Below are 19,768 nucleotides of genomic sequence, written 5' to 3' on the forward strand. Positions count from 1 at the left end.
TTTTACACAATTTGCTAGGGTTATGAAAAAAAAATACTGATCGGTGTTTTTTTGTTCTTGGTATTTTACCCGGGTAACACCTTAAAAAACAATGTCTTACGTCACGAAACCCTTTGGGGTTACTACTATGTAGGTAAATTACTTTTCAGAACTGATCTGAGTCAATTTTTTTCAAAGCGTGAAAGATTATACTCAGCTCTGAAAGCAGTTTACTAAGTAGAGTTGTTCTGTAGTTAAGAGTTTCATTAGCAGAAGTAGCTAACTTACTAAAAAGTTTTTAGTTTTTTTATTTTAGGAGATTCCTTATGCCTGTAACAAATATGGCTGAACTAGATGCAATGGTTGCACGCGTTAAAGCGGCACAAGCAGAATTTGCAACTTACTCTCAAGAGCAAGTTGACAAGATTTTCCGCGCAGCGTCTCTAGCAGCTAACCAAGCTCGTATCCCTCTTGCACAGCAAGCGGTTGAAGAGTCTGGTATGGGTATCGTTGAAGATAAAGTTATCAAGAACCACTTTGCATCTGAGTTCATTTACAACAAATACAAAGATGAAAAGACGTGTGGCATCCTTGACGAAGACGACAACCTAGGTACTATGACTATCGCAGAGCCTGTAGGCATCATCTGTGGTATCGTTCCAACAACTAACCCAACTTCTACTGCAATCTTCAAATCTCTAATCTCTTTGAAGACTCGTAACGGTATCATCTTCTCGCCACACCCACGTGCGAAGAACTCTACTAACGACGCAGCGAAACTAGTACTAGACGCAGCAGTAGCAGCAGGTGCTCCAAAAGACATCATCGGTTGGATCGACCAACCATCTGTAGAGCTTTCTAACGCTCTTATGAAGCACGACGACATCGCTCTTATCCTTGCAACTGGCGGTCCAGGCATGGTTAAAGCAGCATACTCTTCTGGTAAGCCAGCAATCGGTGTAGGTGCAGGTAACGTTCCTGTAGTTATCGATGAAACTGCTGACATCAAACGTGCAGTGGCTTCTATCCTTATGTCTAAAACGTTCGATAACGGCGTAGTTTGTGCTTCTGAGCAGGCTGCAATCGTTGTTGACTCTGTATACGACGAAGTTAAAGAGCGTTTCGCTTCACACAAAGCATACGTTCTAAACAAAGCTGAAGCTGAGAAAGTACGTAAAGTTCTTCTAATCGACGGCAACCTAAACGCTAAGATCGTAGGTCAACCAGCTCCAGCAATCGCTGAGATGGCAGGCGTTAAAGTTCCAGCTGACACTAAAGTTCTAGTTGGTGAAGGTCTAGGTAAAGTTTCTTACGACGACGCATTTGCTCACGAGAAACTATCTCCAACTCTAGGTCTATTCCGCGCTGACGACTTCGAAGACGCAGTTGCTCAAGCGGTAACTATGGTTGAAATCGGTGGTATCGGTCACACATCTGGTCTGTACACTAACCAAGACGTAAACGCTGACCGCATCCGTTACTTCGGTGACAAGATGAAGACTGCACGTATCCTTGTAAACATCCCAACTACTCACGGTGGTATCGGTGACCTTTACAACTTCAACGTAGCGCCTTCTCTAACTCTAGGTTGTGGTTCTTGGGGTGGTAACTCTATCTCTGAGAACGTAGGTCCTAAGCACCTAATCAACAAGAAAACTGTAGCGAAGCGAGCTGAAAACATGTTGTGGCACAAACTACCTAAGTCTATCTACTTCCGTCGTGGTAGCCTTCCAATCGCAATGAGCGACCTAGAAGGTAAGAAGCGCGTATTCCTAGTAACTGACCGTTTCCTATTCAACAACGGCTACAGTGATGAAGTAGTGAAGCTGCTTAAAGCTCAAGGCATGGAAGTTCAAACTTTCTTCGACGTAGAAGCGGATCCAACGCTATCTGTAGTTAAGAAAGGTGCAGAAGCAATGCAAAGCTTCCAACCAGACGTAATCATCGCTCTAGGTGGTGGTTCTCCGATGGATGCTGCTAAGATCATGTGGGTAATGTACGAGCACCCAGAAACTCACTTCGAAGAGCTTGCAATGCGCTTTATGGACATCCGTAAACGTATCTACAAGTTCCCTAAAATGGGTCAAAAAGCTGAGCTTGTATGTATCACTACAACATCTGGTACTGGTTCTGAAGTTACTCCATTCGCAGTTGTTACAGACGACGAGACTGGTGCTAAGTACCCACTAGCTGACTACGAACTAACTCCTAACATGGCTATCGTTGACGCGAACCTTGTTATGAACATGCCTAAGTCTCTAACAGCATTCGGTGGTTACGATGCAGTAACTCACGCTCTAGAAGCTTACGTATCAGTTCTAGCGAACGAATACTCTGACGGTCAGGCTCTACAAGCACTTAAGATGCTTAAAGAGTACCTACCTTCAAGCTACGCGAACGGTGCAAACGACCCTATCGCTCGTGAAAAAGTACACAACGCGGCAACTATCGCTGGTGTAGCATTTGCGAACGCATTCCTAGGTGTTTGTCACTCAATGGCTCACAAGATTGGTGCTGAGTTCCACCTACCACACGGTTTGGCGAACGCACTACTAATCTCTAACGTTGTTCGTTACAACGCGAACGACAACCCAACTAAGCAAACTGCGTTCTCTCAATACGACCGTCCACAAGCACGTCGTCGTTACGCTGAAGTAGCTGACCACCTAGGCCTAAGCCAAGCTGGTGACCGTACTGCTCAGAAGATTGAACGTCTACTAGCATGGTTGGAAGAGCTTAAGAAAGACCTAGACATCCCAACTTCTATCCAAGCTGCAGGTGTTGCTGAGTCTGACTTCCTAGCTAAGCTTGATGAGCTAGCGGTTGAAGCGTTCGATGACCAATGTACTGGTGCGAACCCACGTTACCCACTAATTTCTGAGCTTAAAGAAGTTCTGAAAGCGGCTTACTACGGTAGCGCATTCGTTGAAGGCGAAACTTTCGAAGGTACAACTGTTATCAAGAAGAAAGCAGACCAAGAAGCGAAGCCAGCTGCTAAAGCTAAAAAAGAGAAAGCTGAAGCTTAATTCAGTAGTAGATTTTCGCTAGCACGAAATTTACGGGAAAAATGACAAAGCCCCTTCAGAAATGAAGGGGCTTTTTACGTTTAAGGAGAGTAGGAGTACAGCCGTATTATTTGCGTTGGTTTATCTAAGTTTCTGCGCTCACTACACGTCCGCTAAAGTAGTCGTTGCTGACTATGTATTCTGTAGTCCGTGTCAATTCATCTTGGATCTGAGACCAGTTGCCATTGGCATGATGGCTATGGCTACTTACAGGTATCACACCACCCACTCGAATGTTGTGCTGCTTCAGCTCTTTCGCCCAGCTCTTAGTAAATCCAGTCACCATCGATGTGGTATTGTCTAAATCACTGTAATACTGATCGGGCTCCTGGGCGACCACATTGACAATCACGCCTGATTGGCTTTGTGACATTCGCTCTGCGGCGACTTGGCCAAACAAGAATAGGTTGGATGCCAGTAAGGAGAACTGGGTAATGAATTTACCGCCCGAGTGCCCACCGGTCAGGGTCTGTTTCGGTAGGGAAGTCCAATGGTTAACTAGAACGTTCGGGGCTCGGCCTAGTCTGGATTCGATAGAGGAAAATAATGTCTCGATGGTTTGAAGCGATAGGTCACTCACGTGTGCCTTTTCCACTTGCTCAGTGACCTCTAAGCAGCGTCGGTAGGCTGAGGTCAAATTGCTTTCATCGATATCGCATAAGACGACATAAGCGCCAAGCCTAGCGAAATGCAGAGCGATCATCGCACCTAAGCTGGTACCAGCAGATGTCACTAACACGACTGAATTTTTAATGATCATGTTTATCCCCAAAAAGTAGGCTACTAATTACGTATGCCATTCCTTAGGTAATAACTTGGTAGAAAAACTGTGATTCAAATGTGAATAACTTCAAGTTTTTGTGTATAGAAAGCAGAAAGGTTTGGTAACTTTGCATTGAATCACACTCTGAACAGAAAGAGTGGTCAGCGTTACATTAGAAGCCACTAAAGAAATGTGGTTTTAAGAGAGGGTTGTAGTGAGGGAACTAAAGTTGAATGGATAGCGCGTCTTTTCGATTAGCCGTGGTCAATTGGTTGTATAGCACATCAACGGTCGGTTTTGGCAATGATTTCTGACCCAGTTGACGTCGTGTATGACCTGATAGGTTGTGATACACCTCTTCCGCAAGACCATGGGTATCAGTTGGACTATAGTTCAAAGGCTCTGGTGTGCTGTAGTGCTGAAGCTTCGCACTAGAGAGGCCGCCATCATGAAATTGTTTAGCGATAGAGGCAGACACTGCGTAGTCATCTAGCTCACCTTGCAGTTTCTGAGCTGTGGGTACGTCAAAGCGTTTTCTTAATATTGCTTCATCGGTGACGTTGGTATCGACATCCTCGGTGACTGCCGTCTCACGCGAGTCTTGAGAAAACATAGAGAGCATTAGAGCAAAGTCGGCACGTCTGCCTTGTTCTACGGCGCGATTCAGCGACGTACCACATTGCAGTTCGTTAATTAAATTTGCTTTGTCTAAGTGATGAATTTGCATAAAGCCCTCTCGTTACAATGACTTTATCGGCAAGAGGGGAGGGAGCTTTAGCCTAGAAATAAAAAAAGACCTGTCGAGACAGGTCTTTAAAAGAAACTTAGGAAGAGCTGATTACTTAGCTAGGTTTTCTTCTACGAATGCCCAGTTAACGAGTGCCCAGAAACCATTCATGTAGTCTGGACGAACGTTACGGTAATCGATGTAGTAAGCGTGTTCCCATAGATCTACTGTTAGTAGTGGAGTTACGCCTTCTTCTGTTAGTGGAGTCGCTGCGTTAGACGTGTTAACGATGTCTAGAGAACCGTCAGCTTTCTTCACTAGCCAAGTCCAAGAAGAACCGAAGTTGTTGATTGCTGAATCAGTGAACTTCGCTTTGAACTCTTCGAAAGAACCGAATGCTGCGTTGATTGCGTCTGCTACTGCACCTGTTGGTTCGCCGCCCGCGTTTGGCGCTAGGCAGTGCCAGTAGAACGTGTGGTTCCAGATTTGAGCTGCGTTGTTGAATACGCCACCAGAAGAGGTTTTCACGATCTCTTCTAGAGTTTTACCTTCAAACTCAGTACCAGGAATTAGGCCGTTTAGCTTAACCACGTAAGTGTTGTGGTGCTTGCCGTGGTGGAAATCTAGAGTCTCTGCTGAGATGTGTGGTTCTAGAGCATCTTTTGCATAAGGAAGTGCTGGTAGTTCGAATGCCATTGCTCGCTTCTCCATTGATTATTAGAGGGTTTTTACCCTGATTGCTTCCAAGTATATTTATTGTTGAGTCATGTGATGACCGACTGCTTGCTATTTTAGCAAGTTTTTACTTTATTAAAAGAGTCCGTGATAAAATAATTGTGATGATTTGTTTACATCACCTTTGTTTGCAAGGTATTTGGGTATACTACATCACAACCTAGTAACAAAGATATAACCACACTATTAATGTGCTTTTTATTCTGCGGCGATTCGCTAGAATGTGAACACATTCGCAGTACAAGTATTTCGAGGACGTAATGGAAACGATCGACAAAATTAAGCAGCAAATCGAAGAGAACACGATTCTTCTTTACATGAAAGGTTCACCTAAGCTACCAAGCTGTGGTTTCTCTTCTCAAGCGGCTCAGGCATTGATGGGTTGTGGCGAAAAATTCGCTTATGTAGATATCCTACAAAATCCAGATATCCGTGCTGAACTTCCAAAATACGCACAATGGCCAACTTTCCCACAACTATGGGTTGAAGGTGAGCTAATTGGCGGCTGTGACATCATTATGGAGATGTTCCAGAAGGGTGAACTTCAGCCGATCATTAAAGAAGCTGCAGCGCGTAATGCTGAGGAAGGGGACGCTTAATTCCTTTAGGCTTTTAAGTATTCCGGCTACCGCCGCATCGCCAGCGAAAACATAAGTGAGGCGCAGCGAGCCAGTAGCTCCTCCCCTTAAAAGCGGGGCGCGTAGCCGGGAGGTTGGGAGGGGTGCTTTTGTTTTTTAACTTACTGAAACGCAAGTGAAAAACCTAAGAGCACCCCCTCTAACTCCCCCTTGTAAAGGGGGAGAATAGCAGGCTAGCGGCTACCGCCGCATCGCCAAAGAAAACACTCACCCAACACCCCTCAAGTCCATACCCTATTCGGGTGATACCACCGTCCCCCAATCACAACTTACTCTTCCAGCCATTTTCATTTCCCGCATCAATGCTACCGTTATAAGACAATAACGATAAATAAAGCACGAACCGAAAAGTGGTCTTATGTTTGCATCAAAAAAACAAGTACAACAACTCCAGCAGCAGTTGCAGTCTGAAACCGAACAGAAAGATGCCTTCGCTTGCCAACTGGCGCAATTGCAACAAGAGTTAGCTGACAAAGAGCAGCAGATACACAAATTAGAATCCCAGCTAGAGAAGCAAAAACAGCGCTCGCGACTGTTTTTAAGTAGTGTGACTTCACAGCTTGTTGGCGCCACAGCCAATATCGAGCAGGCTAATAATCAACTGATCAACCAAAGCGATCAATTGCAGGCCAATCTGGGTGTGTTTGATAGCACTCAACAGCAGTTGGAAGAGATGTATCAATCTTTGGATCAAGTGTCGCAATCGGCAATGGCGAGCAAAGAAACCGTCGCTGCGCTTCAAGTGCTTACTGGTGATATCACGCAATTTATTAGCATCATTCACCAGATCTCTGAACAAACTAACTTGCTTGCGCTTAATGCTGCTATTGAAGCGGCTCGAGCGGGTGAACATGGCCGCGGATTTGCCGTGGTTGCAGATGAAGTGCGCTCATTGGCGGGTAGAGCGAATGAAGCTGCCAGCGAGATCTCGGGTTTGGTCGAGCGAATTGAAAGCAGCACCAACAAAGCGGGTGAAAATATCGAACTCGTGTCGGCTCAGGTGGCGGATGCCTCTACGGGAGCCGCTGATATCGTAAGCGATACTCAATCGATTCTGTCGCTTTCTTCTGACACTGTTGATGTGATTTACACCACCACAGTGGACATTTATGCCTCAAGCGCCATCGCGCAATACACCAACATGTGGGCGACTGCGCATTCTAAACTGATTGGCGCTGACTTTGATGCATCACTGCTGACGTTAGGTGAACACGACACGATTTTTGGTCAAATGATTGCTGGCCATGAGGAAACACAGCAGTTGGCATCGGTTGGTGATCCATTAGAGTACTTCCATATTAAGGCAACCGCGCTTCACGATGGGCTGAGAATGGTTGCCGATGGCAGTCATGATGTAGGTATTGTGGAGCAAATGGATATTGCGTATCGCGATTTAGTTTCTTACATCGCTCTAGCGCAGGATAAAGTGAAAGCGTCTTACGAACATAAATAACGCATGGAAAAAAGGGAGTGACGAATCACTCCCTGCCAACTGATGGTTTTTATTTAGTTAAAGACCGCTGTTAAGCCAACTCACCGGTCGCTTCGAATGTCTCGAGCTTATCCAGGTAAGGTCGCAGATCGCCAATATTGTTATTAATCCACTCGTGGTTGTAGTAAGTATCCAGATAGCGCTCGCCACTGTCACACAGTAGAGTCACAATTGATCCCGTTTCACCACGCTTTTTCATTTCACTCGCCAGTTGCAGTACGCCATAAAGGTTAGTACCAGTAGACGCGCCGACTTTACGACCTAAGGTTTTCTCTAGCCAATGAATCGTTGCAATACTTGCCGCATCCGGAATGGTGCGCATTTCGTCTACTACACTAGGGATAAAGCTTGGTTCAACACGTGGACGACCAATGCCTTCAATCTTGCTGCCACAGTCGCCAGTGATGTTGGCATTGCCTGTTTTGAAGTAGTCATGGAACACTGAGTTCTCAGGATCAACCACACACAGTTTGGTGTCGTGCTGCTGATAACGGATAAAGCGTCCAATGGTTGCAGACGTGCCACCTGTACCTGGGCTCATCACAATCCAGCTCGGTACCGGATGATCTTCCATCTTCATTTGGCTGAAAATAGAGTTAGCAATGTTGTTGTTACCACGCCAGTCAGTCGCACGCTCAGCATAAGTAAACTGGTCCATGTAGTGACCGTCTAACTCTTCAGCAAGTCGGCGTGACTCAGCATAGATTTGATCTGAACGATCAACCAGGTGTGCTTTACCACCGTAAAACTCAATTTGTTCGATCTTTTTGCGTGCAGTGCACTTTGGCATCACAGCAATAAATGGCAGCCCAAGTAGACGCGCAAAGTACGCTTCTGATACAGCGGTACTGCCAGAAGAAGATTCAATGACTGTTGTCTCAGGGCCAATCCAACCATTACAAATCGCGTACAGAAACAGGGAACGTGCTAAACGGTGTTTCAGTGAGCCCGTCGGATGTGTGCTCTCGTCTTTTAGATAAACATCAATCCCATCAATGCTAGGCAAATCCAGTTTGATTAGATGTGTGTCAGCTGAGCGTTGAAAGTCAGCTTCAAGTTTACGAACAGAGTTGTTAATCCATTGATGGTCAGTACACATGGCGGCGGTTTCCTGCTTCACGATTTCGATGATGATAATTTACCTACTAACTGGGAGAAAAACTTTGCTATATTTACTTTGTTTTCGCTAATTGGTAGAAAAATTTTCTACATTGGAGCTATTTTGGATATAGATAGTACAGATAAGAAGCTGTTGTCGCTGCTCCAGCAAGATGGCACGTTGTCATTGAACGATCTTGCTGAAGCCGTAAACCTCACGACAACGCCGTGCTGGAAGCGCCTCAAGAAGCTTGAAGAGAGTGGTGTGATTGATAAACGCGTCGCGCTTGTAGATCCTGAGAAACTGGGGTTGTCGTTTACCGCGTTCGTGCAAATAAAGACCACAAATCACTCTCATGAATGGTATCGAGCGTTTGTCGAAACGGTGTCATTGTTCCCAGAAGTAATGGAGTTCTACCGGATGGCGGGGGAGTATGACTATATGATGAAAGTATTGGTAAAAGACATGAAGTGCTTTGATGAGTTCTATAAGAAATTGGTCAACAGCATAGATGGATTGTCTAATGTCACATCAACCTTTGCGATGGAGCCATTGAAATACACGACGGCGCTGCCAATACGTTGATTCGCCAATACGTCACTTTGCCAATATATTGATTTGGTAATAGTTCTCAACTTAGACTCGGCAGCCTTGCCAGCTCTGAGTAATCACTCTATAACCTATAAACAGTTCTACCTATCAGTTGATAGTAGCGGCTCAAATATAGGTTGATTGGTAAAGACAAAGGAGTGTTTTTATGCTGCATCAGATGTTGGTCTCGGTGAAAAAACCGTTTATCAAAATGGTGCCTGTTCCCGAGCCTCAGTGTATAGTTGGTAATGGTAAAGTGCTTGATATAGCGAGCTATTGCCGTGATTTTTCTGTGACCAACCCCTTTATCGTTACAGACAGCGTCCTACGTGGCCTAGGATTGCTTGATGGTATGCTAGAAGCATTAAAGCACGCCGATATGCCCTTTACCGTGTTTGATGAAGTAAAGCCCGATCCTGACTACGCGACGGTTCGCGCTGGGGCAGAACGTTATCGTCATTCTGGCTGTGATGGGATTATAGCGTTTGGTGGTGGTTCTCCCATTGATTGCGCGAAAGCCATTGCGGCAAGTGTAAGAACCAAGAAAGATGTCGCAAAGCTTCCTGGCTTACTGAAAGTGCATCGCCCAATTATGCCGTTAATTGCCATCCCGACAACCTCAGGTACTGGCTCTGAAGGGACGGTTGCTGCGGTTGTCAGTGATATAGAGTCCAAGGCCAAACGCGCCATAACCGATCCATTTTTAGTTCCTAAGGCAGCTGTGCTTGATTCACAGATCATGCTAGGTCTTCCGCCGAAAATCACTGCAGAAACCGGTATCGACGCACTCACGCATGCGATTGAATCCTATCTAAGCCAATACGCCAACGCCAAAACCGAAACCTTGTCGCTAAACGCGATTACCGCGATTTTTGAATACTTGCCTCGGGCGTACCAAAATGGTCAAGACAGCGAAGCAAGAGAGAAAATGGCCGTGGCCAGTTTTGAAGCGGGTTTGGCGTTTACTCGCACCTACATCGGTTACGTCCATGCCATCGCCCATCAGCTTGGCGCGTTTTATCACGTGCCTCATGGTAGAGCGAATGCCATGGTGCTGCCACATGTTCTCAAGTTTATTGTACAAAGAGATAACCAGAGGCTGACAACGCTGGCGCATAGCCTCGGTTATAACAACAGTCAGGCGTTGATACAGGATGTCGAGCAGCTTTTGGATTTACTGAACATCCCAAAACACATTGCTGAGTTAAGAGCAGAGGACATCCCGGCGCTTGCCCAGCAAGCAATTAAAGAAGCCTTCGGAGAATATCCGGTTCCCGAAGAGATGAACGTTCACCAATGCCAACAATTATTAGCAGCGTTACTTGTTAAAGGAGCACAATAAATGAGTATGGTTACCCTAAATGAACAGCAAATGATGACGCGACTGCAAGAGCAGCAAGCTGCGTTTAAAGAAGCGCCGTTTATCAGTCGTGAGCTAAGAAGGGCGAACTTACTCAAGCTCGAAAAAGTATTGCGAGATAACCAAGAAGCCATTTGTGGGGCGATTGGCAAAGATTTTGGTCACCGCTCGTCAACTGAGACGGCGTTGCTCGAACTGTTTTCCTCCATTGAAGGTATCGTCGATTCTCGTAAGCAGCTTAAGAAGTGGATGCGTGACAAAAAACGTCATACCTCGATTTGGTTCTGGCCGGCAAAAAACAAAGTGGTTCCTCAGCCTCTGGGGGTCGTGGGGATCATCGTGCCATGGAATTACCCACTCTTTCTAGCGATTGGGCCAATGACGGCAGCGCTAGCTGCGGGCAACCGTGTGATGGTCAAAATGTCAGAAAATTCCCAGCACCTTTGCGAAACGCTAGCCAAAATCTTTTCGAGCGCGTTTACCCAAGATGAGATTTGCTTTATTGCTGAAACGGGCGGTACCGGACAAGCGTTCGCTAAGCTTCCTTTTGACCATCTGATTTTTACCGGCTCTGGTGGTACGGGGCGTAAGGTAATGGCTGCCGCCGCCGAAAACCTAACACCAGTGACTTTAGAGCTTGGCGGTAAATCGCCGACTATCATTGGTCCCGATTACGATGTTAAAAAAGCCATCAAACGGATTTTAGGGGGGAAAGTTTATAACGCAGGGCAAACCTGTGTCGCCCCCGACTATTTGTTGGTGCCAGAAGAAAAACTGAACCAGGTAGTGAAAGCCGCGAAATCGGTGATGAAAAGCCGCTTTAAAACCATCGACCATCCTGATTACACCGCAGTGATTGATACTGTCTCTTTTGACCGTTTACAGGAAACTCTAACGCTTGCAAAAGAGGGGCAGGGGGAGGTGATTAACCTTATCCCAGCGAGTGAGCCGGATCCTGAGACGCGCCGTTTTCCTCTTCATCTGGTTGTTTCACCAAGCACCGATGAAGCTGTGATGACGCGTGAAATCTTTGGACCGATATTACCGGTGATCACTTACAAGTCGATGGACGATGTTTATCACTTCATTGGAGAGCGTGATAGACCATTGGCACTGTACCTATTTTCTGATGACAAAGAGCTGCAACATGCAGTGATGGAAAACACCATGTCTGGCGCGTTGACCATTAATGAGGTGATGATGCATGTGGCTCAGCATGACTTGCCGTTCGGTGGTGTAGGACCAAGTGGGATGGGACATTATCACGGTAAAGAAGGGTTTGAGACTTTTTCAAAAATGCGCCCAGTGATGCAGCAAGGTAAGTGGGCGTCGACAGGCTTTTTGTATTCTCCGTATTCTGGGTTTGCAAGACGCGTTATTAACTATCTGATTAATCGAAAGTTTGGTAAATATCCAAATCCGAAACAGTAACGCGAATCACGGTAAACTAAAAAACGCGCCTTATCGATTTGATAAGGCGCGTTTTCGTTTTACTCGTTAAATCGAAGCACACCTTCTTGAATCGTCGAGGCAACCAGTTCACCTTTCTGGTTAAAGATCTCGCCTCGTACTAACCCACGGGAATTGCTCGCGTTAGGACTATCAATGGCATACAGCAACCACTCGTTAGTGTTCACTGGACGGTGGAACCACATGGAGTGGTCAATGGTTGCCATCTGGAATTTAGGCGCGAAGATAGAGACGCCGTGAGGGTGCAGAGCGGTAGTGAGGAAGCGCCAGTCAGAAGCGTAACCGAGCACATACTGGTGAATGAGCTCATTGTTTGGAACCTCACCGTTAGCACGGATCCAAAGATATTGCTTGGCTTCAATCTTCTCAGGTTTCAACGGGTTAACAACGTGTACCGGACGCACTTCTATCGCTTCTTCGCTGCAGAACACTTCACGGATTTGCTCTGGCAAGAAATCGGCAATGCGCATCGCCAGCTCTGATTCAGAGGCAAAGTTCTCAGGTCCTGCTACTTCTGGCATTGTGCTTTGGTGTTCAAAGCCTGGCGCCTCACAGTGATAGCTAGCCGTAAGATAGAAAATAGGGCGACCATTTTGAATCGCTTTTACGCGACGGGTACTAAAACTGCGGCCATCTCGAAGATTCTCAACATCGTAGATAATCGGTTTTAGCGGATCGCCCGGGTAAAGAAAGTAGCTGTGGAATGAGTGCACGGTGCGATCTTCTGCCACTGTATAGCGCGCAGCAGACAGTGCCTGACCAATGACTTGGCCGCCGTACACTTGAGGTAAGCCTAAGTGCTGGCTTTGACCTCGAAATAGCCCTTGCTCTAATTGTTCCAATTGCAACAGTTCGAGTAATTCAGTTAATGGTTTGCTCATAGATAGGTCTTTTTCTTGTACGTAATGGGCAAAGTGTGGATTTTACTGATGGATTCGTCAAGGGATACGGAGGTTTGTAGGAATAGAGTGGTTTTTTCCGCAAAATGACCGAGCTTGAGCGTCGCAACTGTAGAATTCTGTTATCTTTATTGCATAACGTAGCGATGTGTTTCTAATAAAACTATCGCTAACAGAGTTAATCGCCCCATCAAGTGAGGTTTCATGAAACTAATAAAATTTGGCGCATTGGCGCTTATCCTTGGCCTAGCTGGCTGCCAAACTGCACCTCAATCAAACCCGCAAACGGAAGTCGAAAAACCAACCTCTGCGGAGCAAGAAACTACTGTCTCAGAGCAAGAAACAATGGCATCAGTAAAAGGCACCATCGCTTACCGAGAAAGAATTGCGCTACCGGCTGATGCTGTTGTAACGGTGAAACTTCAAGACGTATCGCTACAAGATGTGGCGGCGAAAGTGATCAGTGAGCAAACCTTCACAACGGATGGTGCGCAAGTGCCGTTCGATTTTGAATTAAGCTACGACACTCAAGAGATCAATCCAAAGCATACCTACAGTGTGAGCGCACGTATCGAAGTGGAAGGTAAGCTGCGTTTCATCTCTGACACCTCTTACCCGGTTATTACCGATGCGAATAGCACTGAGCAAGTGAACTTGTTGCTGGTGGGTGTGAGATAACGAACATGCGTTGGCAGTCTTAGGGCTGCCAACCAAATTCTTTTAAGCGCACTCGCCCCTTCACTGAAAACTCCACGCCTTCTTCCATTAATATCGATCTCTGTCTCAAAAACGAATCTCCCTTTAGAGAGATTTCTCCCTTGCCGTTGATGACACGGTACCAAGGTAAGCGGCTACCTTCAGGCAAGCTACCAAGCGCCTTGCCAACATGCCTTGCGTAGCCCGGATAGCCCGCCATTTTTGCAATCTGACCGTAAGTTGCTACTTTCCCAAATGGAATTTGGTGAATTACTGCAAAGATTTGCGCCTTGAATTGATCCATACTGAAACTGTCCCAGATTTATTTGCCATGGAAAGGTATGAGGGGGGAGCTATGGTATTTTCGGTGTTTCAATTCGTAATCACAAGTGTGCTGGCGATGATTTGTGCTAGAACCATTGGTGTTACTGAAGGGGATATCCCCGTCCTTGCGGTGATGATTCCTGCTCTATGGTTACTGCCTCAAGGCGGTGTCGCTGGTCTAATGCTGCTCGCATCTATGATTGTTTATGGCCTCACGCTTCCACTGCAATCTATTGCGATGTCAGTGGCGGTGTGGATATTACTCCCGGTCTTTATGGTTGCGTTCTCTAAGCGCAGTAATGTTTGGGTAGTCAGTATTGTTGGGCTTATCGTCCTCACTCTGAATGTCGGTATTATGCTGACGCAGTCAGCAGGCAAACTAGGCGGAACTCCGATGGTGACACTTGTACAGGGGTTCTCGGTTTTTGTTGCTTGGTTCGCGGCGAGAAACTGGAAGGGCTCAACGGAACACAGCTGGTGGTCACTGCTCCTAATCTTACCCATGTGGGCTGCGGGTTTGCCTTATGCGGCATTAATCTCGCTATGTATGACGGGTATGCTCGCATCAATGGAAAGCCTAGGCAGGCTAAAAACCTTTAAGTGGAATAAGCTACTTTGCTGGACGCTACCAACGGTTGGTTTCGCGGCGATAGTTGTGGTTCCAACGATTGATGTTCCTAAACCTGTCTTCGTTGTTTGGCTGTGTCTGCTTGGCACTGCGTGGATGACTGACTACATCATCAACATTGATGAAGAGCACCAAGGGACATAATCGTGTTAAGCAAGGGACATCGATGGGGATAACCTGCGCTCAGCAGCTTCACAAACGAAGCAATGTTGGGCGCTTTGTTTAATCTGTAAGCACTTAACAGATAAAGCAAACAGTTTTGCTCGCAAGCCCTTGCAATCATCGCCCCGATACCAGATAATCCTCCCACGCTTTGCAGCAGTGAACCTTCACAGCGCAACAGCAACAAAATCTATGGAGGCCCTGGTCCTCCCGCAACAATAGCTCGTGAACTCGGTCAGGTCCGGAAGGAAGCAGCCGCAGCGAGTGACTTGTGTGCCGGGATGTGGCTGGGGCTTCCACCCATCTAGCTGTTGTTAAAAGCATAACCTGTCCCAATAAAACCATAACTTGTCCTTTTAAAACCCTTAAAGTGTCCTAAGCTTATTTTGGTTGTTTTGCTACAACAAAAGGGACGCATATGTATATTCGTAATCTTCGCAAGCCATCGCCTAATAAGAACATCTACAAATTCTCGAGTCTCAAAAACCGAGATGCTGTCATGTGTGAGGGTAGTCTGGAGAGAGACTGCTGCTATCATTTCGAATATGATCCAGATGTAGTTCACTACGAATCTCAGCCAGAGGGTTTCTACTATGACTTCCATGGGAAAAAGCGCCCTTACACTCCTGATTTCCTAGCTACCTATGTTGACGGTACATTCAAGTATGTGGAAGTCAAACCACACTCGAAAACGTTATCTAAGACGTTTAAACAAGAATTTGCTGCTCGTAAAGAGGCTGCCAATCGAAGAGGATTTGGTCTTGTTTTGGTGACTGATAAGCAAATCAGAGATGGGTACTTTCTCAAAAACTCAGAGTTGGTACATCGGTATAGTGGATGTATCGAAGGCGATGAGCTTGCATTCAAAGTGCATTCGTATCTGATTTCACAGGAAACAATGAAAATCAGTGATCTAGCCGTCTCAATTGGAGAGTCCGTCGGTCGGGTGTTCGCTTCTGTTTTAAAACTGATTGCAGTAGGAAAAGCCGGTGTTGATTTAGATATCGCTATGTTGAGTGAAAGTACAACTGTTTCGGTGAGATGAAATGGTTGGTCGATTCCATGATGAGTTCGAGCCAGAGTACAACGAAGATTCTGAAACAGAACATGAGCTTTTGCCTGAAACTCAGACCGAACGTCTTAAATACTCGAGATTACAGTCGACACAGATTATTGAGCGAGATCTCTCTTCATATCCTGAGGAGCAGAAGAGCAAAGCGCTCGAAAGGTATAAATTGCTATCCTTAGTTGCGAATGAACTGAGCGGAGGTTGGACTCCTAAAAACCTCAACCCCCTAATTGAAAAACACTTCTCCAAAACACGTCTTACCAAGAAACCTAGCTATAAATCACTGCAACGTTGGCACAATTCATTTGTTGACTCGAATGGAAGTTTTACTAGCTTGGTCGATAAAAACCACCTTAAAGGTAATCGAGAAGCCAGAGTTATTGGCGATGAAAAATATTATGATGAAGCTCTGAAGATGTTCTTAGACGCAAGGCGACAGTCGATTAGAGCGGCATTCATCTTTTACAGCGACAGGATAACAGTAGCTAACGATAAGATAGTCGCCGGAAAAATACCCAAAGTCTCATATGAAGCGTTTAAGAAACGTATTCGCAAAGAGGAGCCATACAGCGTCGCGCTCGCTCGGCATGGGAAATACTACGCAGATAAGCTCTATAACTATTATCAATCTGTGGATATGCCGACTCGAATTTTGGAACGAGTCGAAATGGATCATACCCCCTTGGATTTGATTCTATTGCATGATGACCTCATGGTGCCGTTGGGTAGAGCACATTTGACACTGCTCGTAGATGTTTTTAGTGGGTGCATAATCGGCTTTCATCTAGGCTTTAAAGCTCCTAGTTATGTGTCGGCATCCAGAGCCGTTATTCATGCGACAAAAAGTAAGAGCTACATTTCTGAAATGCCTATTTCATTCAACAATGAATGGCTTTGCGAGGGGAAAATAGAGAACTTGGTGGTCGACAACGGTGCGGAGTTTTGGTCAAAAAGCTGGGAGGATGCATGCTTGGAGGTTGGGATAAATGTCGTTTATAACAAGGTTCGCAAACCATGGTTAAAGCCATTTGTTGAACGTAAATTTGGTGAAATTGTTCAAGGGATTGTTGGCTGGGTGCCGGGTAAAACATTCTCTAACGTGCTGGAAAAAGAAGACTACAAACCAGAAAAAGATGCAGTCATGCGTTTTAGTACCTTCGTAGAAGAGTTTCACCGTTGGATAGTAGACGTGCACAATGTTAATGCTGATAGTCGTCATAAAAGAATACCAAACCTTTACTGGGAGAAAAGCTATGACGTTTTACCACCATTAAAACTCTTACCCGATCAGGAGCAAGCATTTAGTGTCGTTATGGGGATTCTTCAGTATCGAAAACTGACAGATAAAGGCATTAAGTTCATGCATATAGACTATGACTGTGTAGCGTTGTCTGATTATAGGAAGACGTACCCCCAAACAAAAGAGTCGTTGAAAAAGAAAATAAAAGTAGACCCAGATGATTTATCCGCTATCTACGTATACCTCGAGGAGCTTAAAGGATATGTGAAGGTTCCAAGTAAGGATCCAATTGGTTACACCGTTAGATTGAGCGTTTGCGAGCATGAAAAGATTTTGGCGGCTCATAGAACCTATATAAAAGGCGAAATGGATGTACTGTCATTAGCAAAAGCTCGACTAGCTCTGCATGACCGAATTGAGTCAGAACAAGCAGACTTAATGCAGTTAACGCATTCTGAACGCAAGCGAAAAGTGAAATCGACTAAGAAAGTTGCAGAGATATCCAGTGTTAACAGCGATACCCCTCACTCCAAGCTGAGTGATAGAGCGTCAAAATCAAGCTTTGGTATCTCAGAGCAGGAAACCAATTCTCAAACAATTCCGCTAGAGAACTTTAGGTCTAAATGGAACGAGCGCAAAAACCGGAGGGAATAGTTGTGACCACAGTGAGAAGGAATTTGGAGCGGGATGAAGTTTTAGCAAACTATCATGACTCTTTTTCAATTTACCCAGAGGTTGAAAAAGTCCTCTCTGGACTCGAGTGGATAATGAGACGCAGGAAGTTTGGCACTTTTGCGCCATCAATGCTTCTGACAGCTGGCACCGGTGCAGGAAAGACAGCCACAATTAATCATTTTATCGAGAAAAACTTATCAAGGAATGAAGTTCTTATTACTCGTGTAAGACCCACGTTACTTGAGACTTTACTATGGATGGCCAAAGAACTTGGAGCTTATAGAAATAGCAGAGCTAAGCCTTCAGAGATCGGGTTAACGGATTGTGTGATTGAAACATCGAAAAGAGTTGGGCTTAAATTATTAGTGATTGAGGAGTGCCAAGAGTTGTTTGAACGAACCAGTCATAACCAGAGGCAGGATATTAGAGACCGTCTCAAAATGATTAGTGATGAGTGTCATTTGCCGATTGTGTTTGTAGGACTTCATAGTGCTGGACTAATTTTAGAAGACTCTCAGTGGAATAGGCGAATTATGGTTCGACGCACACTCCCTTACATTAAGATCACAGATGAGCCTGCAATTGACAATTATTTAGATGTTTTAGATGCTCTCGAAAAGGCAGTGCCTTTAAGATTCAAGGTGCCGTTGACAGACGTTGATTTCGCAATGAGATTGTTATCGGCAAGCAAAGGTGTACTTGGTGAGATTAAAGAGTTAATTGCAGCCGCACTAGAGGTCGCTTTGGAGAAAAAGAAGGACTGTATTGACGAGGAGGACTTTGCTGCTGTTTACGAGAAAATTAACGATCCCAATGATACAAATCCTTTCACTGTGCAGATAGATGCTCTAACTATTGAGCAAATAGCTTCTTATGAAAATTATGTCACCGATGCCGAGACTGGTGAACTTTGTTTTGTAAAGCAGGTGTTTAGCAAATTATCGATACAGCAACTTGTTGGTTAGTGAGCCATCTTGCTTAGAGTTAACTAGGTTGTGTCAGTTTTTCTAATAGGGTCGCCTTCTCTTCATCACTCAGCTTATCAATCGCACACGCCAACTCAGCACTCAACTCATTCCTACAGAAAAAGTAATTCAGCGGCACATCTAACTCTTCAGCCATGCGTTCAAGCGTACCAATGTCTGGCACGTGCCTACCTTTCTCATAATGGTTCATTCGCCCGCTAGCAGAGCTTGGTTCCATACCAATTTTCACCCCTAAATCTTTTTGGGTGATCTTGGCTTTTTTACGCGCAGCTTTGAGCCTCGCTGGGATTGGGTTGTCTTTTTGCACTTAGACATTTCTTATCAACTTTTCGATAACTTAGATTGTCTAAGTTTTACTGATTTTTGTATACTTAGCAATCCTAAGTTTTGATGCGTATGAATGATCAAATGACACAGCCCCAAAAAATCAATGTCTACATGTTTAACCTCATGATTAAAAAGGAGAAAAGCAAGTAAGAAGGTGTGCTTGCTATTGTGCTCAGTGACGTCGAAGAGTATCAATCTTTGATGGAACGATTTCTGAAGAAAAAAGATATGTTTCTGACCATGTTTACTGAAAGTAAGGAGTATTCCGCTACGTTGTTGGGCAAGATTATTGCCTTATCTAAGGCTCTATTGGTGTCCAAAACAGAAGACTCACTCTCATGTTGAGGTTATGGCAGGAAGGGGATGTTGTCGCTGCAATCGAAAAGTATAAGACTTCAACAAGGTACTTTTTGTCAAGTGACGCTCGGTGGCGGTAAAACGGCGATGGCAGCTGAACTGACGAAGTGCCTAATTCGAGAGGACAAAATTGACCTTGTTCTATGTTTCTCTCCATCTTTCATCGTCGCACTTGGTATTAAAGAGATGGGGGGCAGCCCATCTCCTATCACTACTAAACCACATTAGTAAACAAATGGGTGACCGATATCGGCTTAGACAAAACGCAATACGGGACGCACTCATTGCGACGAACTAAAGCTTCTTTGATCTACTCCAAAACCAAGAGCTTACGTGCTATCCAGTTACTTCTTGGTCATGCTAAGTTAGAAAGCACGATTGAATACCTTGGTGTTGAGATTGAAGATGCGCTGAGGATTTCGGAGAGTTGTGAGACGTAAGAGTCAAGGCCAATGGCTTAAGTTGTAAACAAAATGGTCGTCGTTT

19 protein-coding genes, 1 other RNA gene and 1 pseudogene are annotated in these 19,768 nt (G+C 45.3%); 14 read left to right on the forward strand and 7 right to left on the reverse strand.

Going from position 1 to position 19,768, the window contains the following annotated elements; all coding sequences use genetic code 11:
* Positions 1 to 305 precede the first annotated feature (305 nt).
* Positions 306 to 3,005 carry a bifunctional acetaldehyde-CoA/alcohol dehydrogenase gene (gene adhE, locus PG915_RS05475; RefSeq protein WP_353498203.1) on the forward strand — a complete coding sequence of 900 codons (2,700 nt, stop codon included), beginning with the start codon at positions 306 to 308 and terminating at the stop codon, positions 3,003 to 3,005.
* 124 nt (positions 3,006 to 3,129) lie between these two features.
* Here adhE and PG915_RS05480 read toward each other — a convergent pair whose 3' ends face one another.
* The 3 genes from PG915_RS05480 to sodB form a co-directional block, all read right to left on the reverse strand.
* On the reverse strand, positions 3,130 to 3,804 hold the full coding sequence (locus tag PG915_RS05480) for an SDR family oxidoreductase (protein WP_353498204.1): 675 nt from the start codon (positions 3,802 to 3,804) through the stop codon (positions 3,130 to 3,132).
* Positions 3,805 to 4,030: 226 nt separating this feature from the next.
* A complete protein-coding gene (locus tag PG915_RS05485) occupies positions 4,031 to 4,534 on the reverse strand; it encodes a VC2046/SO_2500 family protein (protein ID WP_353498205.1) in 504 nt (167 codons plus the stop codon).
* Positions 4,535 to 4,645: 111 nt separating this feature from the next.
* Positions 4,646 to 5,230, reverse strand: coding sequence for a superoxide dismutase [Fe] (gene sodB / locus PG915_RS05490; protein ID WP_042499104.1), 585 nt, complete (start codon positions 5,228 to 5,230; stop codon positions 4,646 to 4,648).
* A gap of 299 nt (positions 5,231 to 5,529) precedes the next feature.
* Here sodB and PG915_RS05495 point away from each other — a divergent pair, with 299 nt between their 5' ends.
* Together PG915_RS05495 and PG915_RS05500 are read left to right on the forward strand one after the other, a co-directional pair.
* On the forward strand, positions 5,530 to 5,868 hold the full coding sequence (locus tag PG915_RS05495; protein WP_353498206.1) for a Grx4 family monothiol glutaredoxin: 339 nt from the start codon (positions 5,530 to 5,532) through the stop codon (positions 5,866 to 5,868).
* Between the two features lie 748 nt (positions 5,869 to 6,616).
* The gene (locus tag PG915_RS05500) at positions 6,617 to 7,360 is read left to right on the forward strand and encodes a methyl-accepting chemotaxis protein (protein ID WP_420884616.1); all 744 of its coding nucleotides are present in this window, start codon (positions 6,617 to 6,619) and stop codon (positions 7,358 to 7,360) included.
* A gap of 70 nt (positions 7,361 to 7,430) precedes the next feature.
* On the opposite strand, the gene PG915_RS05505 is transcribed toward PG915_RS05500, so the two are convergent.
* Positions 7,431 to 8,498 (reverse strand): PLP-dependent cysteine synthase family protein, encoded by a 1,068-nt coding sequence (locus tag PG915_RS05505; RefSeq protein ID WP_353498208.1) that lies wholly within the window; start codon positions 8,496 to 8,498, stop codon positions 7,431 to 7,433.
* Between the two features lie 123 nt (positions 8,499 to 8,621).
* On the opposite strand from PG915_RS05505, the gene PG915_RS05510 reads away from it, so the two are divergent.
* The 3 genes from PG915_RS05510 (at position 8,622) to PG915_RS05520 (ending at position 11,880) form a co-directional block, all read left to right on the forward strand.
* On the forward strand, positions 8,622 to 9,083 hold the full coding sequence (locus tag PG915_RS05510) for an Lrp/AsnC family transcriptional regulator (protein ID WP_353498209.1): 462 nt from the start codon (positions 8,622 to 8,624) through the stop codon (positions 9,081 to 9,083).
* Between the two features lie 172 nt (positions 9,084 to 9,255).
* A complete protein-coding gene (locus PG915_RS05515; protein WP_353498210.1) occupies positions 9,256 to 10,431 on the forward strand; it encodes an iron-containing alcohol dehydrogenase in 1,176 nt (391 codons plus the stop codon).
* Positions 10,432 to 11,880, forward strand: coding sequence for a coniferyl aldehyde dehydrogenase (locus PG915_RS05520; RefSeq protein WP_353498211.1), 1,449 nt, complete (start codon positions 10,432 to 10,434; stop codon positions 11,878 to 11,880). It begins immediately after the preceding gene.
* Positions 11,881 to 11,939: 59 nt separating this feature from the next.
* Here PG915_RS05520 and tesB read toward each other — a convergent pair whose 3' ends face one another.
* Complete coding sequence (tesB, locus tag PG915_RS05525; RefSeq protein WP_353498212.1) at positions 11,940 to 12,800, reverse strand: acyl-CoA thioesterase II; 861 nt, start codon at positions 12,798 to 12,800, stop codon at positions 11,940 to 11,942.
* 222 nt (positions 12,801 to 13,022) lie between these two features.
* On the opposite strand from tesB, the gene PG915_RS05530 reads away from it, so the two are divergent.
* Positions 13,023 to 13,496, forward strand: a complete 474-nt coding sequence (locus PG915_RS05530) for a YbaY family lipoprotein (RefSeq protein ID WP_353498213.1) — start codon at positions 13,023 to 13,025, stop codon at positions 13,494 to 13,496.
* Positions 13,497 to 13,515: 19 nt separating this feature from the next.
* On the opposite strand, the gene PG915_RS05535 is transcribed toward PG915_RS05530, so the two are convergent.
* The gene (locus PG915_RS05535) at positions 13,516 to 13,818 is read right to left on the reverse strand and encodes an MGMT family protein (protein ID WP_353498214.1); all 303 of its coding nucleotides are present in this window, start codon (positions 13,816 to 13,818) and stop codon (positions 13,516 to 13,518) included.
* A gap of 51 nt (positions 13,819 to 13,869) precedes the next feature.
* On the opposite strand from PG915_RS05535, the gene PG915_RS05540 reads away from it, so the two are divergent.
* The 5 genes from PG915_RS05540 (at position 13,870) to PG915_RS05560 (ending at position 18,577) form a co-directional block, all read left to right on the forward strand.
* Positions 13,870 to 14,610 carry a hypothetical protein gene (locus tag PG915_RS05540; protein ID WP_353498215.1) on the forward strand — a complete coding sequence of 247 codons (741 nt, stop codon included), beginning with the start codon at positions 13,870 to 13,872 and terminating at the stop codon, positions 14,608 to 14,610.
* Between the two features lie 217 nt (positions 14,611 to 14,827).
* Positions 14,828 to 14,924: signal recognition particle sRNA small type (gene ffs, locus PG915_RS05545), an RNA gene on the forward strand.
* Positions 14,925 to 15,046: 122 nt separating this feature from the next.
* Entirely contained in the window at positions 15,047 to 15,673 is a 627-nt protein-coding gene (locus tag PG915_RS05550; protein WP_353498216.1) for a TnsA endonuclease N-terminal domain-containing protein, read from the forward strand.
* 1 nt (position 15,674) lies between these two features.
* Positions 15,675 to 17,591, forward strand: a complete 1,917-nt coding sequence (locus PG915_RS05555; RefSeq protein WP_353498217.1) for an integrase catalytic domain-containing protein — start codon at positions 15,675 to 15,677, stop codon at positions 17,589 to 17,591.
* A gap of 2 nt (positions 17,592 to 17,593) precedes the next feature.
* Positions 17,594 to 18,577, forward strand: coding sequence for a TniB family NTP-binding protein (locus PG915_RS05560; protein WP_367357779.1), 984 nt, complete (start codon positions 17,594 to 17,596; stop codon positions 18,575 to 18,577).
* 19 nt (positions 18,578 to 18,596) lie between these two features.
* On the opposite strand, the gene PG915_RS05565 is transcribed toward PG915_RS05560, so the two are convergent.
* On the reverse strand, positions 18,597 to 18,905 hold the full coding sequence (locus PG915_RS05565; protein WP_252011408.1) for a helix-turn-helix domain-containing protein: 309 nt from the start codon (positions 18,903 to 18,905) through the stop codon (positions 18,597 to 18,599).
* Between the two features lie 383 nt (positions 18,906 to 19,288).
* Between PG915_RS05565 and PG915_RS05570 the strand changes: the two genes are divergently transcribed.
* Positions 19,289 to 19,510, forward strand: a complete 222-nt coding sequence (locus PG915_RS05570; RefSeq protein WP_353498748.1) for a hypothetical protein — start codon at positions 19,289 to 19,291, stop codon at positions 19,508 to 19,510.
* Positions 19,465 to 19,722, forward strand: a pseudogene (locus PG915_RS05575) (tyrosine-type recombinase/integrase); the annotation flags it as partial. The gene PG915_RS05570 and the pseudogene PG915_RS05575, both read left to right, overlap by 46 nt.
* Between the last annotated feature and the right edge of the window lie 46 nt (positions 19,723 to 19,768).

Origin of the sequence: Vibrio sp. CB1-14 (assembly GCF_040412085.2) — a bacterium.
GTDB lineage: Bacteria > Pseudomonadota > Gammaproteobacteria > Enterobacterales > Vibrionaceae > Vibrio > Vibrio chaetopteri.

Bases quoted from the DNA above. Each gene is read 5' to 3' on its own strand.
- PG915_RS05505 (WP_353498208.1), bottom strand. From the start codon at position 8,498: ATGTGTACTGACCATCAATGGATTAACAACTCTGTTCGTAAACTTGAA.
- tesB (WP_353498212.1), bottom strand. From the start codon at position 12,800: ATGAGCAAACCATTAACTGAATTACTCGAACTGTTGCAATTGGAACAA.
- PG915_RS05500 (WP_420884616.1), top strand. From the start codon at position 6,617: ATGGCGAGCAAAGAAACCGTCGCTGCGCTTCAAGTGCTTACTGGTGAT.
- PG915_RS05485 (WP_353498205.1), bottom strand. From the start codon at position 4,534: ATGCAAATTCATCACTTAGACAAAGCAAATTTAATTAACGAACTGCAA.
- PG915_RS05550 (WP_353498216.1), top strand. From the start codon at position 15,047: ATGTATATTCGTAATCTTCGCAAGCCATCGCCTAATAAGAACATCTAC.
- sodB (WP_042499104.1), bottom strand. From the start codon at position 5,230: ATGGCATTCGAACTACCAGCACTTCCTTATGCAAAAGATGCTCTAGAA.
- PG915_RS05520 (WP_353498211.1), top strand. From the start codon at position 10,432: ATGAGTATGGTTACCCTAAATGAACAGCAAATGATGACGCGACTGCAA.
- PG915_RS05530 (WP_353498213.1), top strand. From the start codon at position 13,023: ATGAAACTAATAAAATTTGGCGCATTGGCGCTTATCCTTGGCCTAGCT.
- PG915_RS05555 (WP_353498217.1), top strand. From the start codon at position 15,675: ATGGTTGGTCGATTCCATGATGAGTTCGAGCCAGAGTACAACGAAGAT.
- PG915_RS05495 (WP_353498206.1), top strand. From the start codon at position 5,530: ATGGAAACGATCGACAAAATTAAGCAGCAAATCGAAGAGAACACGATT.
- PG915_RS05480 (WP_353498204.1), bottom strand. From the start codon at position 3,804: ATGATCATTAAAAATTCAGTCGTGTTAGTGACATCTGCTGGTACCAGC.
- PG915_RS05540 (WP_353498215.1), top strand. From the start codon at position 13,870: ATGGTATTTTCGGTGTTTCAATTCGTAATCACAAGTGTGCTGGCGATG.
- adhE (WP_353498203.1), top strand. From the start codon at position 306: ATGCCTGTAACAAATATGGCTGAACTAGATGCAATGGTTGCACGCGTT.
- PG915_RS05515 (WP_353498210.1), top strand. From the start codon at position 9,256: ATGCTGCATCAGATGTTGGTCTCGGTGAAAAAACCGTTTATCAAAATG.
- PG915_RS05570 (WP_353498748.1), top strand. From the start codon at position 19,289: ATGTTGTCGCTGCAATCGAAAAGTATAAGACTTCAACAAGGTACTTTT.
- PG915_RS05535 (WP_353498214.1), bottom strand. From the start codon at position 13,818: ATGGATCAATTCAAGGCGCAAATCTTTGCAGTAATTCACCAAATTCCA.